Raw genomic sequence first — 13,414 nt, forward strand, 5'->3', positions numbered from 1 at the left:
GTTCACGCGCGGTATCCCTCGAACGTGATGTTCTCGGCGATTTTGCGTGCCGCTGCCTCTTCGGCGGGCGATCGGATGGTCCAGCACAACACACGTACCCCGCGCGCCTTCAGCTCCGCCACGCGGGGATTGTGCAGGTCGCGGTGGTCGTGGCTGATAAAGTCGAGCCTCATGGCATCGGCCATTTCCAGCCGCCCCAGCGCCTCGCGCGCTTCGCGGGGGAGGGTGGGGTAATCCTCCGCCGTGCCGGCGCAGGAGGTCAGCCCCACGGGGCGGTCGGGACACAGCCGCCCCAGTGCCTCCACCGAATGGGGGTTGAAGGACATGAGCGCCAGCGGCCCGTCGTAACCCCGAAGGGCGCTCGCGGCGGCCGCTTCCAGCGGGCCCACATCCGGACCCATGGCCCCATCCTGGTCCTTCACCTCCACCAGCAGGGGCACCCGGCCACCGACGATCTCCAGCACTTCCACAAAGGTCGGAATGCCGTCAACCGCATCGGTCAGCCGGATCGCCCCCAGCGCAGCCGCATCGCGCTGCCGCAGGGCGCCGGTCTCGCCTGTCAGCCGCTGCAACTGGTAGTCGTGAAACACCATCGGCACCCCGTCGGCGGACATCTGCAGGTCGATCTCGATGGCATAATCCGCCTCCACCGCTGCGCGTACCGCGGCACGGCTGTTCTCCGGCCGCCCGGCGGCACGGTCATGCAGCGCCCGATGCGCGACCGGACGGTCCAGAAACCCTTTCGGCAGCATCATTCGACCTCGAAGATGCCTTCGATTTCCACCGCGACGCCCAGCGGCAGCGCGGCGGCGGAAACGGCGGACCGCGCATGCCGGCCCTTGTCGCCCAGCACCGCCACCATCAGGTCGGAGGCGCCGTTGATCACCTTCGGCTGATCGGTGAAATTTCCAAGCGAGTTGACGAAACCGACCAGCTTCACAACCCGCTTCAGCCGTGTCAGATCGCCTCCCAGTGCCGCCTTCACCTGTGCCAGCAGGCTCAGCGCACAGGCCATGGCGGCGGCAGTGCCTTCCTCCACGGTCAGGTCCGTGCCGACCTTGCCCTTGATCAGTTCGCCGTCCATGGCGCTGATCTGGCCCGATACGTACAGCGTGTTGCCGGTCAGCACGTAGGGAACATAGTTCGCCGCCGGGGCGGGCGCATCGGGCAGGCTCAGGCCAAGCGCCTCGAGGCGGGCTTCGATCTCGTTGGACATCGGGGATCCTCCATCTGTTGCGCCGGACGCTAGAACCCGCGCCGGAAAAGAGGAACCCCCCGCTGCGTCTTCTTGATAAAAATACTCACTGCGACGGGTCGGGCCGCGCCGCACCCGGGCTCGGCCGCAATGCCGGAGCGAGGCTGCGTCAGGTCACTCGCGGAAGGCTTTTGCGAAATAATCGGTGAAAGGCTTCACGAGGTAGGCCAGTGGCGTACGGTCTTCCGTGCGGATGAAGGCCTCCACCGGCATGCCGGGGATCAGCACCGCGCCCTCTGGCAGGCGCGCGATCTCTCCCTCGTTCAGCACGATCTCCGCGCGGTAATAGCTGCGGCGCGCGGCCTCGTCGGTGAAGGCATCCGCCGAGATCTGCCGAACTTCGCCGAACAGCTCCGGCGTCTCCTTCTGGTCCAGAGAGGAAAACCGCAGACCCACGTCCTGATCGACGAAAAGCTTGTCGATGTGGATCGGTTCCACCTGGGCCGCGATCACCAGCGGGCGGTCCTGCGGCACGAGGTAGAGCACCGGATCCGCCGGGCGGATCACCGAACGCGGGGTGAAAATCGTCAGCCCGTAGACCACGCCCGAAACCGGCGCCGTGATCTCCATCCGGCTGAGCCGTTCCTTCAGGGCACGGCGTTGCTCAGCCAACTCGCGTTCACGGAACTGGAGGTCGCGCAGGGTGGTGATCGCCTCCTCGCGGCGCTGGGTCTCCAGCCCGAGAATCTGGATCTCCGTCTCCGTGATGCGGCCCTCCGCCTGCGCCTTCTGCGCGATCAACTCGCCGACGGTGCCGCCCAGCCGGGCCTTTTCCCGCTGCAGGGCCAGCACTTCGGGCGCGCGGATCAGCTTCTTGCGGATCAATTCTTCCTTGTTGGTCAGTTCCTCGCCGATCAGGTCCAACTGCGCGGCCAGCGATGCCTGCTGCGATTCGACCCCGCGCACCTGGTCGGCGATCTGTTCCGTCCGCTTGCGCAGCTGGTCGACCTGCTTGGCCAGCGATTCCGCACGCGCAAAGAACAGGTTGCGCTGGCCCTCCACCAGTTCCGCGATCTCGGGCTCTTGCCGAGCCGCCATCAACAGCGGCTCAGGAAAGACGATCTCCTCAGTGCCGTCGCGTTCGGCCACAAGCCGCGCCCGCCGCGCCATCAATTCAAAAAGCTGTCCCTCCGCGATGGTCAGTTCCGATTGCAGCAGCGTCGGGTCCAGCCGGATCAGCACCTGTCCGGAGGCGACCTCATCGCCCTCGTCCACCAGTATTTCCGAGACCACCCCCCCGTCCGGGTGCTGCACGATCTGCCGGTTCTGGTCGACCTCGATCTGGCCGGAGGCCACGATGGCACCGGAAATGTTCGTCGTGGCCGCCCAGCCGCCGAAACCGCCCACCAGAAGCAGCACGGCGAGGACGCCCGCAATCATCGGCCCGCGCGTCGGAAAGGTCGCGTGGCCCTCCGGTGCCGCAGGGGGCTTTGGTGTGGGCTTTGGTGTGGGCTTTGGTGTGGGCTTTGGCGGCGCGGGGTTCGCCGCGGCCGCCCGCGCAACCGTCGGCCCGGACTTTGAACCGCTGTCTGGCCCGCTGTCTGGCTCTGCCTCTGGCCCTACCTCTGGCCCGATAGCCGGGCCGGCCTTCTGCGGTTCGATCCGGCCAAGGGGCCGCATCGTCTGCTCGCCGCCTTTCAAGCCCCCTCCCGGTACATCATCCGCCTTCTCCCGCGACTCCGGTGTCCTGCTCATCGCATGCCTCCCGGCGTCGCCGCCTTCTGGATCTGCTGGTGGTTCTTCACCATCTGCTGCAGCACCTCATCCTTCGGACCAAAGGCGACGCGCTGTCCGCCCTCCAGCATCAGGAGCTTGTTGCATTCCTTGATGGCCGCCGGGCGGTGCGCCATGATCAGCACCGACTTGCCCTCTGCCCGGAAGCCCGCGATGGCGCGGTTCACCGCTTCGGATCCCTCGTTGTCGAGGTTGGAATTCGGCTCGTCCAGCACCAGCAGTACCGGGTCGCCGTACATGGCCCGCGCCAGGCCGATGCGCTGCATCTGCCCGCCCGAAAGGCGCCCGCCAACCGCGCTGACCCGGGTGTCGTAGCCATGTGGCAACTTCAGGATCATCTCGTGCGCGTCGGCCTTCTTTGCGGCCTCTACCACCTTCGCCGCGTCCGGTTCGGACGACAGGCGCGCGATGTTCTCGGCGATGGTGCCGTCGAACAGCGTAACCCGCTGCGGCAGATATCCGATGTGGCTCCCCAGCACATCCGGCCCGTATTGATCGAGCGAGGCGCCGTCCAGCCGGATCTTGCCCCCTGCGGGCCGCCAGACTCCGGTCAGCGCTCGCGCCAGCGTCGATTTCCCCGACCCCGAGGGCCCGATTACCCCGACGGCGTCGCCGGGGGTGACGTTAAAGGTCACCAGCCGCAGCGATGCCTGCTGTTCGCCGGGGGCCACGATGGTCAGCTGCTGCACGTCCAGCCGCGCTTTCGGGCGGGGCAGGGCGGTGCGCGGCGCCTCCGCCGGAACTTCGCTCAGCAACTGCACGAGGTTGTCCCAGCCCTTCCGCGCCCGCGTCACCATCGGCCACTGGCCGATGGCCAGCTCGATCGGGGCCAGCGCGCGACCCATCAGGATCGACCCGGCGATCATCGCCCCGGAGGACAGTTCTCCCTGCAGGACCAGATAGGCGCCAAGCCCGAGCATCCCCGACTGCAGGATCATGCGAAACGTCTTCGTCATGGTGGAAAAGGTGCCGGTAATGTCGGCGGTGGTGATCTGGCCCGACAGCGCCTCTCCCCGTGCGCCGATCCAGCGGCCAAAGGCATCGCGCCGCATACCCAGCGCCTGCACCATCTCCGCTTCCTGCCGGATCTGCTCCGACGTGCGTTCCGCCTGCATGACGGACATGTTCGCCTTGAGGGTCGGACGGCGTGAAATCAGCTGGTTCGCGAGCGTCACCACGATCAGGACGGAGCCGCCCGCCACCGCGAGCCATCCCATCCATGGATGAAAGACGAAGAGCCCGGCGAGGAAGATCGGGGCCCAGGGTATGTCGAAAGCCGCGAGCAGGACCGGCGAGGACATCAGCCGCTGCACTGATTCGAGGTCGCGCAGGCCGGTCTGGGCCAGTTCGTCCTGCTGGATGGCCGAGCGCCGCAGCACCGCGTCGAAGACCCGCAGGTCCAGAGCCGCCTGAAACCGCGCCGCGACCCGTCCCATGACGCGCCCGCGCACGTAGTCGAGCACGCCCATCATGCTGTAAAGGAACAGAACCAGCACCGAAAGCGCCACCAGCGTCGCCACCGACCGTGACCCCAGCACCCGGTCGTAGACCTGCAGCATGTACATCGGGCCGGTCAGCATCAGCATGTTCACCAGAAAGCTGAAAATACCGACGAACCAGTAATAGGATCGCGACTGCCGCCTTGCGGCGCGCAGTTCCTCGCGTCCGGTGTTCTTGGTCTGGGTGCTCATCCCTTGTGTCTGTCCCTCGATCCATGGCGGTGGTCCCTGACGGGACCTGCGTCGTTTCCTGCAAGGCCGTCCCGCATGGCCGTCCTGTGTGGTCATCCTGCGCACGGGTGGCGCGGGTGATCGGCATGCCTGTGGCCAGCGGGCCCGGTTTCAGGCCGGACGACAAGGCGCCCATTGGCGCATTAAACCCAAAGTACTGCGAAAGTCTGGATTTTCCCTTCCTTCCGTCGTCACAATCTGAAACTAAAACACGGTAACTTTCGGGGAAGCCTTGCTGCTTTCCAATGACTTTCGTCCCGGGAGGACCGGAATGCTCGCCCTCCGTGCGTTTTTCGCCATGGTTCCGCTAGCGCTGACGCTAGCTGCCTGTTCGATTCCCGGACCGGAGCAGGCTCCCGATGGCATCTGGGATCCGAACGAGCCCGCGAACCGCCGCGTGCACGCGTTCAACACCCGCGTCGACGACAAGGTCTTGCGCGGCGCCGGCACTGGCGTCATGGAGGCGTTGCCTGCGGGGGGCCGGCAGGCGGTCAGCCAGTTCGCCGATACGGTCGGCACGCCGCAGACGGTGGTGAACCAACTCCTGCAGTTGCGGCTCTGGCGGGCGACGCAGAACACGCTGCGCTTTGCCCTGAATGCCACCGTCGGGCTGGGCGTTCTGGACCCGGCCTCCGAGTTGGGGCTGACGCCGGACAAGAGCGATTTTGGCGAAACGCTGGCCGTCTGGGGCGTGCCCGAGGGCGCCTACATGGTGGTGCCTTTCGTCGGCCCTTCGACAGAGCGCGGCGCCACCGGCATGGTGGTCGATCTTTTCACCGATCCGCTCGCCTATGTGCTGCATTCGCCCGAACGCTACCTGCCGCCGCTGGCAAAGGCGGCGGACAGGGTCATCGCGCGCGGCGAGTTCTCGCAAACCGTGGATTCGGTTCTATATGACAGCAGCGACGCCTACGCGCAGACCCGGTTGATGCACCTCCAGCACCGCCGTTACACGCTGGGCGCAGAGGACCCCGCCTCGGCCGACATCGACCCGATGGCGCTCGACACGACAGGGTTCTGACGGCCCGCGCTCCGTTGTGGACGAGGCCACGAACACGGCCGCAGACCGGGGCCAAAGCAAGAAGCCAGAGCAAGGAGAAATCCAATGTCCCCCTTCGAGACCCGTCGCGGCGTCATCGGCGCCACGCTCGCCTCCCTCGCCGCGCTGGCCCTGCCGGGTGCCGCGTTCGCCGCGCTGACCGAAGCCGCCGCACGCAAGCTGGTCGACGGACTGGTGGCCGAAATCAACAGGGTCATCGCCTCCGGCAAGTCGCCCTCGGCCATGTACGACGATTTCGAGAAGATCTTTCGCCGTTACGCAGACCTGCCCTACATCGCCGCCTACGCACTGGGCGCCGACGGGCGGCGCGCCACGGCGGCCCAGAAGAAAGCCTTCACCAACGCCTTTACCGGCTATCTCTCGCGCAAGTACGGCTCTCGTTTCCGCGAATTCATCGGCGGCCGGCTCGAAGTTCAGGGCGTCAAGGCCGTGAAGAACTATTACGAAGTCGCCACTACCGCGTACCTGAAGGGCCAGAGCCCCTTCGCCGTGACCTTCCACACCTCGGACCGCACGGGCAAACCCTTGATGTTCAACATGTATATCGAAGGCGTGAACCTGCTTCTGACCGAGCGCACCGAAATCGGCGCCATGCTGGACAAGCGCCGCGGCAATATCGACGCGATGATCGCGGACCTGAAAAAAGCGGGCTAAGCCATCGCCGAGGCGCGTCTCCGGCCAGACATCGGCGCCTTGGCGGCGGTGGACTGTTCCGGCGGCAAGGACTACGCGCGGCCACTGCGGCGCGCCGGGGGCTTGCCCGCTTGCGCCCGGACCGTCTGCGGTTAAAGCTGCGCGTCGACAAGGCGGTGGCAAGGACCGAAAACGGCTGCGGCCCCGGCCATCACGCCGACCCGATCGCCGCCTGCCGTGCGGAACCCCGCCACGACTGTGCCACGACCGCGCCATGACAGATCCCTGACAGATCCCTGCCAGGCCCCGCAAGGACCGAGACCCAGATGACGCTGAAACCGCCGCCCCTCAGCAACGATTGCTTTGCCCTGCCGCCGGGCGTGAACTGGACCCCCGTGGACGACGCCCTGCGCCTGTTGCGGGACCGGCTGACCCGTGTGGTGGCCCCCGAAAGCGTTCCATTGCTGGCAGCCCCGGGCCGGATCCTCGCGCAGGACCTGCCCGCCCTGCGCGCCAATCCGGCGGAGGCCAATACCGCCGTCGATGGCTACGGCTTTGCCGCCGCGCACACGGGCGGGGGCGACATCTCCCTGCCGCTGGTTCAGGGGCGCGCGGCTGCGGGCAAACCTTTCGCGGGCACCGTGCCTCCGGGCCACGCCATACGCGTGCTGACCGGCGCCGCCCTGCCGGAGGGCGTCGATTCGGTCGTGCTGGACGAGGATTGCGCCACCGACGCGCACCATGTGGCCTTTCGCGGCCCGGTCAAACCCGGCGCCAATACCCGCCGCGCGGGCGAGGACATGAACAAGGGCGCAACCGCCCTCGCGCAGGGCCGCCGCATCACCCCGTCCGACCTCGCACTGGCGGCGGCGACGGGGCATGCCACGCTGCCTGTCTACAGCCGTCTGCGCGTTGGTGTGCTCTCCACCGGAGACGAAATCGTGCCAGCGGGCACCACAGCCGCGTCCGGTCAGATCTTCGACGCCAACCGGCCCATGTTGCTGGCAATGGCGACGCGCATGGGGTTCGATGCGATCGATCTCGGCCATGTTCCGGACGACCGGGCCACCCTCCGCGCCCGCCTCGATGCGGCCGCCGCCGATGTTGACGTGATCCTGACATCGGGGGGGGCCTCTGCGGGGGACGAGGACCATGTCTCCGCTCTCCTGCGCGAAACGGGGGCGCTGACGGAATGGCGCATCGCGCTGAAACCGGGCCGCCCGCTGGCGCTGGGCCTCTGGGGGGGCACGCCGGTCTTCGGCCTGCCGGGCAACCCGGTCGCGGCCTTCACCTGTACCCTGATCTTCGCCCGCCCCGCCATGGACCTGCTCGCCGGTGCCGGCTGGTCGGAGCCCACGGGCTTCACCGTCCCCGCCGCCTTCGCCAAGTCCAAGAAACCCGGTCGCCGCGAATACCTGCGCGCCCGCATCCGCGATGGCCGGGCCAAGGTCTTCCGGTCCGAAGGCTCGGGCCGCATTTCCGGTCTTTCATGGGCCGAAGGCCTCGTGGAACTGGGTGATGGACCGTGCGAAATCGCCCCCGGCGACCCGGTCCGCTACATCCCCTTCGGCAGCTTCGGTCTCTGAAACGGATCCGTCCAGCGCAAAGAAACGCCCAAGCCCCGCGTTTCTTCGGTTTCCAAATACCGCGGGGGGAAGGCGCGGCACGCGCCGGGGGGCAGAGCCCCCGTCAACGCCCGGATCCGGGCGTCAGGCATCATTGCGCACGCCAGTTGCCTGCCGGGAATTGTCCGGGCCCGGTCCGCACCCGGTATGGGAAGGGCTGCATGGGAGGGGCGTCAGTCGAAGGTCCCCGCCACGCGGCCCAGCAGCATGAAGGCACGCGAAGTCCGCGTCCCCGCAAAGGCGGAAATCTCCTCGTCCGAAAGCGCCTGCTCGACGCTTGAGAACAACTGATCGTAGCGCCGCAGGAAGTGGTGCGCCGCATCGCGAAAGATCGGGTCCTCGCGCATCCGCCCCGCCGCCAGTGCCAGCGAAGAACGGTCGTGCACCCCGCCCAGGGCCGCGATGGCGCGGCCGCGCTCGCCGCGTGCAAAGGCGCGCCAGACATCGGTGCGCGCCATGTCCGGGCGCAGGTCGTCCATGTAGATGCCGTCCTGGCTCAGCAGCGTCAGGATGTCCTGCGCCGCCTGGATCAGCTTGGCCGCCGCGCGGTCCTTCAGCGCGCGACGCAGCGCGGCAAAGCCCTCGTCGTCCTCCGCCGTTTCGGGAAAGTGCAGCGCGCGGATCAGGTCGCCACTGGCCAGCGGCGGTTGGAGCGCCTCGGCGGGAGTGCCCAGCGACAGCGTCGGCTGGTCGTCCTCCACGCGGGCGCCGCCCGCCTGCACCGGTTCCGCCTGACGCACGCCGCCCAGCATCGCCAGCGTCGCCTCGAGATTCTTCATCCCGCCGCCCAGATCGTCCAGCCGCTTGACGATCTGCGGATGCGGCGGCTGTCCCTTGCCGGCCTGGCTTTGCGCGACATAGGCCTGCCGCAAGGCATCGATGGCCGCCTGCAGGCGCGCGCTCTCGCTGCGCATCACCTGGGAGGCGCGCACCGCCAGCGCCGCGACCCAGATCAGCGCCACCGGCAGCACCACCACCATGAGGACAAGGAGAAAGTTCATCCCCGCCCCGTCGCCGCCCGCCAGCCCGCCAGCCAGGAAGAACCACCCCGCCAGCAGAAGCCAGACCACGGTCAGCGCCGCGGCGGCGATTTCCACCGGCGTGACGCCGATCTCCTCGCCACGGCTGTACAGGCCCGGCGGCGTCGGTCTGGCTTCGGTCTTCTCGGCCATGGCGTGCCTTACTTATAGGTGATCGTCAGGATCTCGTAGGCGCGCTGCCCGCCGGGGGTGTTCACCTCGACGCTGTCGCCTTCTTCCTTGCCGATCAGCGCCCGCGCGATGGGGGATTTGACGTTCAGCAGGCCCTTCTCGATGGAGGCCTCGTGCTCGCCGACGATCTGCCAGGTCTTCTCCTCGTCGGTATCCTCGTCGACCACGGTGACCGTGGCGCCGAACTTGATCGGGCCCGACAGCGTCTTCGGGTCGATCACCTCGGCCAGCCCCATCACGCCTTCGAGTTCCTTGATCCGGCCTTCGATGAAGCCCTGTTTCTCGCGCGCGGAATGATACTCCGCGTTTTCCTTCAGATCGCCCAGTTCGCGTGCCTCCGCGATCGCCTGAATGATGGCGGGACGCTCCACGGACTTGAGCTGCTTCAATTCTGCTTCGAGCGCGGTGTGACCCGCGCGGGTGATCAGGATCTTGTCCATTTCGGATCTTCTTTACTGAGAGACGCGTTGAATGCGGAAAGTGTCGCGTGTGAGCCTTGATGTAAAGGCTGGTGATGAACAGGCATGTAATGTCCAAAGGTTCGCCTGGCCAGACGCATTCTCGCAATCCCGGCGGTATTGAGCGGTGGCTTGCACGGGCTGGACGCATCCGCAGGTACACCGGCCGGCAGCGCAGTCAGCGAGACCGGCCAGTCACCGGGGCCAGCCGCAAAGCGACCGGCACAGTCTGGTATGGCGGCACGGCTGCATTGAATCCGCGTCGTCCGAATCGCCCTGGCCGCGAAGTATGCATTTAGTTTTCGGCAAACTGGACCAATCTGGCACACTGTTTCCACGGAGTGGGCAAAATTCGGTGAAATCAGGGCGCTCTCCGCCCTGTTTTCGCCATGACTGGCGGAAGTCTGGTCAGCGCCCCCCCGCCCGGCTGCACAGTTGGCGCGGGGGCCAGTCAGCGGCCTGTTCCACATTTGAATGACGGGATCAGGGGGGGTGAAATCATGCCGGCAACATCAGGAAACGACAACTTCTCGGGCGATGCAAGTGGCAACCTCGAACTGCTGCTCGGGGGGGACGACACCTATTTCGGCGGCGAAGGCAATGACACCGTCGATGGCGGCGCGGGGGGACGACGAACTCTGGGGCGAACTCGATGACGACTCGCTGAAGGGCGGGCTCGGCCATGACCACCTGCTGGGCGGGGAGGGCAACGACACGCTGGATGGCGGTCTGGACAACGACACCATGGACGGCGAATCCGGCGATGACCTGATGCTGGGTGGCGAGGGCGACGACTGGATGACCGGCGGCGACGGCGCCGATACCATCGACGGCGAGGCGGGCGAGGATACACTCGAAGGCGGTGATGGCGATGACTGGATCCGTGGCGGGCTGGACGACGACATCATGGTTGGCGGCAGCGGCGACGACAGCCTCGAGGGCGACGAGGGCATCGACACCCTGGCCGGGGGCGACGGTGCCGACACGCTTTTCGGTGGCGGGGGCGATGACCGCATGGTCGGCGGCGACGAAAACGACATGCTCGACGGCGGCAAAGGAGACGACTCGTTGCTTGGCGAACAGGGGGACGACACGGTTCAGGGCGGTGCCGGCAACGACACCCTCGACGGAGGCCTGGGTCATGACACCCTGATCGGCGGGGCTGGCAAGGACAGCCTTTCGGGTGGGGAGGGCGACGACCTGATCCACGTCGCCGGTGAATTCACCAACGATTACGGCGCCGACACCGCGTTCGGCGGCGGCGGCGATGACATGATCGTGGGGGCGAACGGCGCGCAGCTTCTGATGGGGGAGGGGGGCAACGACACGCTGACCGGGGGCGACGATCTGGCGACCTCCGACCGGGACACGCTGGATGGCGGTGACGGCGACGACCTTTTGATGTCAGTCCAGGCCACCACGCCCACGGTCACGCGGCAGATGGACGGCGATCTGCTGCTCGGCGGCGCGGGCAACGATACCGCGATTGGCGGCATGGCGGATGACACCATCGACGGCGGCGATGGCGATGATGTACTGACCGGCGGCGCCGGAGCGGACGTCTTCGTCTTCATCGGCGCGGCAGGCGTCGACCACATCACGGATTTCGACGTGGCCGAGGACGCCGTGGACCTCTCCGCCCTGACCTGGAGCTCGGTCTCCTGGTTTGACAACGGGGCGAGCGGCGTCGACGTGCTCATCGACGGCGTCATGGTGGCCGTCATCGACGATGTGACGCCGGTCGACCTGCTGGCAACCACGATCCTCTGATCGCGCGCCCACCGGTATACGACGGCCCGCCCTGACCGGCGGGCCGGTTGCCGTTTTCGTGCCAGACGCGGTAACTGCCCCGGAAGACGCGCCGATATCGCCCCGAATGTTCTCGGAAGGATCGCGGAAAGCACCCGCAAACCAGCCCGCGCGCCGGGGGTTGCGGCACCGTGACGCTGCGCGCGCATTGACGTATGCCGCAGAGGCGAGATAGGAATTTTGAAATTTTATTACCCGGCCTGCGCGCACGGCGGGGTTTCTCTGGAGGAGTGGACATGAGCGAGATCGAACGCGAGTCGATGGAATACGACGTGGTCATCGTTGGCGGTGGCCCTGCGGGCCTCTCCGCCGCGATCCGTCTGAAACAGCTGGACCCCGAGCTGTCCGTGGTCCTGCTCGAGAAAGGCTCCGAAGTCGGCGCGCATATCCTGTCGGGCGCGGTGCTCGACCCTTGCGGGCTGGACGCGCTGATCCCCGACTGGAAGGAAAAGGGCGCGCCGCTGACCGTCCCGGTGCGCGAGGACAACTTCTACCTGCTGGGCGAAGAGGGCGAGATCCGCATCCCGAACTGGCCGATGCCGAAGCTGATGAACAACCACGGCAACTATATCGTGTCGATGGGCAACGTCTGCCGCTGGATGGCCGAGCAGGCCGAGGCGCTGGGTGTGGAGATCTTCCCCGGCATGGCATGTTCCGAACTGGTCTACGGCGAGGACGGCGCGGTGAAAGGCGTGGTCGCGGGGGTCTTCGGGCTTGAACCCGACGGCACCGTGGGTCCGAACTCCGAGCCGGGCATGGAACTGCACGGCAAATACGTCTTCCTCGGCGAAGGCGTGCGCGGCTCGCTCTCGAAGGAGGTCATCGAGCGGTTCGACCTCTCGCAAGGCCACTGCCCGCAGAAATACGGCATCGGCATGAAGGAAATCTGGGAGATCGACCCGGCCAAGCACCGCGAGGGCACCGTGACCCACACCATGGGGTGGCCGCTGGGCGGCAACGCCGGGGGCGGGTCGTTCATATATCACCTCGACAACAATCAGGTCTATGTCGGCTTCGTGGTGCACCTCAACTACGAGAACCCGCACCTTTATCCCTACATGGAATTCCAGCGGTTCAAGCACCACCCGATGGTCGCGGAGCTGCTGGAAGGCGGCAAGCGGGTGTCCTACGGCGCGCGCGCCATCTCCGAAGGCGGCTATCAGTCCATGCCGAAGATGGTCGCGCCGGGCGTGGCGCTGCTGGGCTGTTCCGTGGGCATGGTCAACGTGCCGCGCATCAAGGGCAACCACAATGCGATGCTGTCGGGCAAGGCCGCGGCCGAGGCGGCGCATGAGGCGATCAAGGCAGGCCGCGCGGGCGACGAACTGACCGGCTACGAAACGGAGGTGCGCAACGGGGCCATCGGCGAAGACCTGAAGAAGGTTCGCAACGTCAAACCGATGTGGTCGAAGTGGGGCATGTTCCCGTCCCTCGCGCTGGGCGGGCTCGACATGTGGACCAATTCGCTCTTCGCCGGATCGCTCTTCGGCACCCTGCGGCACGGCAAATCCGACGCCGCCGCCACCGGCAAGGCCGCCGACCACAAACCGATCGACTACCCCAAGCCCGACGGCAAGCTGTCCTTCGACCGGCTGACGAACGTGTCCTTCTCCTTCACCAACCACGAAGAAAGCCAGCCCTGCCACCTGAAGCTGAAGGACCCCTCCGTCCCGATCGCCGTCAACCTGCCGACGTTCGACGAACCGGCGCAGCGCTACTGCCCGGCGGGCGTCTACGAGGTCGTGGAGAAGGACGGTCAGCAGGAATTCGTCATCAACTTCCAGAACTGCGTGCACTGCAAGACCTGCGACATCAAGGACCCCTCCCAGAACATCGTCTGGACGGTTCCGCAGGGCGGCGACGGGCCGAACTACCCCAACATGTGACACACGGGGCGTC

Annotated in this window: 11 protein-coding genes; 5 read left to right on the plus strand and 6 right to left on the minus strand. The window is 66.8% G+C overall.

Annotation, left to right across the window (positions count from 1 at the left end):
* Positions 1 to 2: 2 nt before the first annotated feature.
* The 4 genes from J5474_RS14820 to J5474_RS14835 form a co-directional block, all read right to left on the minus strand.
* On the minus strand, positions 3 to 755 hold the full coding sequence (locus J5474_RS14820; protein ID WP_209361699.1) for a glycerophosphodiester phosphodiesterase family protein: 753 nt from the start codon (positions 753 to 755) through the stop codon (positions 3 to 5).
* Positions 752 to 1,216, minus strand: coding sequence for a RidA family protein (locus tag J5474_RS14825; protein ID WP_209361700.1), 465 nt, complete (start codon positions 1,214 to 1,216; stop codon positions 752 to 754). The genes J5474_RS14820 and J5474_RS14825 overlap by 4 nt, the downstream gene beginning before the upstream one ends.
* A 153-nt stretch (positions 1,217 to 1,369) precedes the next feature.
* Positions 1,370 to 2,635, minus strand: coding sequence for an HlyD family type I secretion periplasmic adaptor subunit (locus tag J5474_RS14830; protein ID WP_245216504.1), 1,266 nt, complete (start codon positions 2,633 to 2,635; stop codon positions 1,370 to 1,372).
* A 311-nt stretch (positions 2,636 to 2,946) separates the two neighbouring features.
* Entirely contained in the window at positions 2,947 to 4,680 is a 1,734-nt protein-coding gene (locus J5474_RS14835) for a type I secretion system permease/ATPase (RefSeq protein ID WP_209361701.1), read from the minus strand.
* Positions 4,681 to 4,990: 310 nt separating this feature from the next.
* Here J5474_RS14835 and J5474_RS14840 point away from each other — a divergent pair, with 310 nt between their 5' ends.
* The 3 genes from J5474_RS14840 to J5474_RS14850 all read left to right on the plus strand — a co-directional run bounded on the left by J5474_RS14840 (position 4,991) and on the right by J5474_RS14850 (position 7,998).
* A complete protein-coding gene (locus tag J5474_RS14840) occupies positions 4,991 to 5,740 on the plus strand; it encodes an MlaA family lipoprotein (protein ID WP_209361702.1) in 750 nt (249 codons plus the stop codon).
* 84 nt (positions 5,741 to 5,824) lie between these two features.
* A complete protein-coding gene (locus J5474_RS14845; protein ID WP_209361703.1) occupies positions 5,825 to 6,433 on the plus strand; it encodes an MlaC/ttg2D family ABC transporter substrate-binding protein in 609 nt (202 codons plus the stop codon).
* 305 nt (positions 6,434 to 6,738) lie between these two features.
* Positions 6,739 to 7,998 (plus strand): molybdopterin-binding protein, encoded by a 1,260-nt coding sequence (locus tag J5474_RS14850; protein WP_209361704.1) that lies wholly within the window; start codon positions 6,739 to 6,741, stop codon positions 7,996 to 7,998.
* Positions 7,999 to 8,210: 212 nt separating this feature from the next.
* Here the strand turns inward: J5474_RS14850 and J5474_RS14855 are convergent, their stop codons facing one another.
* Both J5474_RS14855 and greA read right to left on the minus strand, forming a co-directional pair.
* On the minus strand, positions 8,211 to 9,209 hold the full coding sequence (locus tag J5474_RS14855; RefSeq protein WP_209361705.1) for a hypothetical protein: 999 nt from the start codon (positions 9,207 to 9,209) through the stop codon (positions 8,211 to 8,213).
* A gap of 8 nt (positions 9,210 to 9,217) precedes the next feature.
* Positions 9,218 to 9,688 (minus strand): transcription elongation factor GreA, encoded by a 471-nt coding sequence (greA, locus tag J5474_RS14860; protein WP_209361706.1) that lies wholly within the window; start codon positions 9,686 to 9,688, stop codon positions 9,218 to 9,220.
* Positions 9,689 to 10,306: 618 nt separating this feature from the next.
* Between greA and J5474_RS14865 the strand changes: the two genes are divergently transcribed.
* Complete coding sequence (locus J5474_RS14865; protein WP_209361707.1) at positions 10,307 to 11,476, plus strand: calcium-binding protein; 1,170 nt, start codon at positions 10,307 to 10,309, stop codon at positions 11,474 to 11,476.
* Positions 11,477 to 11,751: 275 nt separating this feature from the next.
* Positions 11,752 to 13,401 (plus strand): electron transfer flavoprotein-ubiquinone oxidoreductase, encoded by a 1,650-nt coding sequence (locus tag J5474_RS14870; protein WP_209361708.1) that lies wholly within the window; start codon positions 11,752 to 11,754, stop codon positions 13,399 to 13,401.
* Positions 13,402 to 13,414: the final 13 nt, after the last annotated feature.

The organism is Sagittula salina (assembly GCF_017813235.1).
GTDB lineage: Bacteria > Pseudomonadota > Alphaproteobacteria > Rhodobacterales > Rhodobacteraceae > Sagittula > Sagittula salina.

Bases quoted from the DNA above. Each gene is read 5' to 3' on its own strand.
- J5474_RS14825 (WP_209361700.1), bottom strand. From the start codon at position 1,216: ATGTCCAACGAGATCGAAGCCCGCCTCGAGGCGCTTGGCCTGAGCCTG.
- J5474_RS14845 (WP_209361703.1), top strand. From the start codon at position 5,825: ATGTCCCCCTTCGAGACCCGTCGCGGCGTCATCGGCGCCACGCTCGCC.
- J5474_RS14820 (WP_209361699.1), bottom strand. From the start codon at position 755: ATGATGCTGCCGAAAGGGTTTCTGGACCGTCCGGTCGCGCATCGGGCG.
- J5474_RS14870 (WP_209361708.1), top strand. From the start codon at position 11,752: ATGAGCGAGATCGAACGCGAGTCGATGGAATACGACGTGGTCATCGTT.
- J5474_RS14830 (WP_245216504.1), bottom strand. From the start codon at position 2,635: ATGATTGCGGGCGTCCTCGCCGTGCTGCTTCTGGTGGGCGGTTTCGGC.
- J5474_RS14855 (WP_209361705.1), bottom strand. From the start codon at position 9,209: ATGGCCGAGAAGACCGAAGCCAGACCGACGCCGCCGGGCCTGTACAGC.
- J5474_RS14865 (WP_209361707.1), top strand. From the start codon at position 10,307: ATGACACCGTCGATGGCGGCGCGGGGGGACGACGAACTCTGGGGCGAA.
- J5474_RS14835 (WP_209361701.1), bottom strand. From the start codon at position 4,680: ATGAGCACCCAGACCAAGAACACCGGACGCGAGGAACTGCGCGCCGCA.
- J5474_RS14840 (WP_209361702.1), top strand. From the start codon at position 4,991: ATGCTCGCCCTCCGTGCGTTTTTCGCCATGGTTCCGCTAGCGCTGACG.
- greA (WP_209361706.1), bottom strand. From the start codon at position 9,688: ATGGACAAGATCCTGATCACCCGCGCGGGTCACACCGCGCTCGAAGCA.
- J5474_RS14850 (WP_209361704.1), top strand. From the start codon at position 6,739: ATGACGCTGAAACCGCCGCCCCTCAGCAACGATTGCTTTGCCCTGCCG.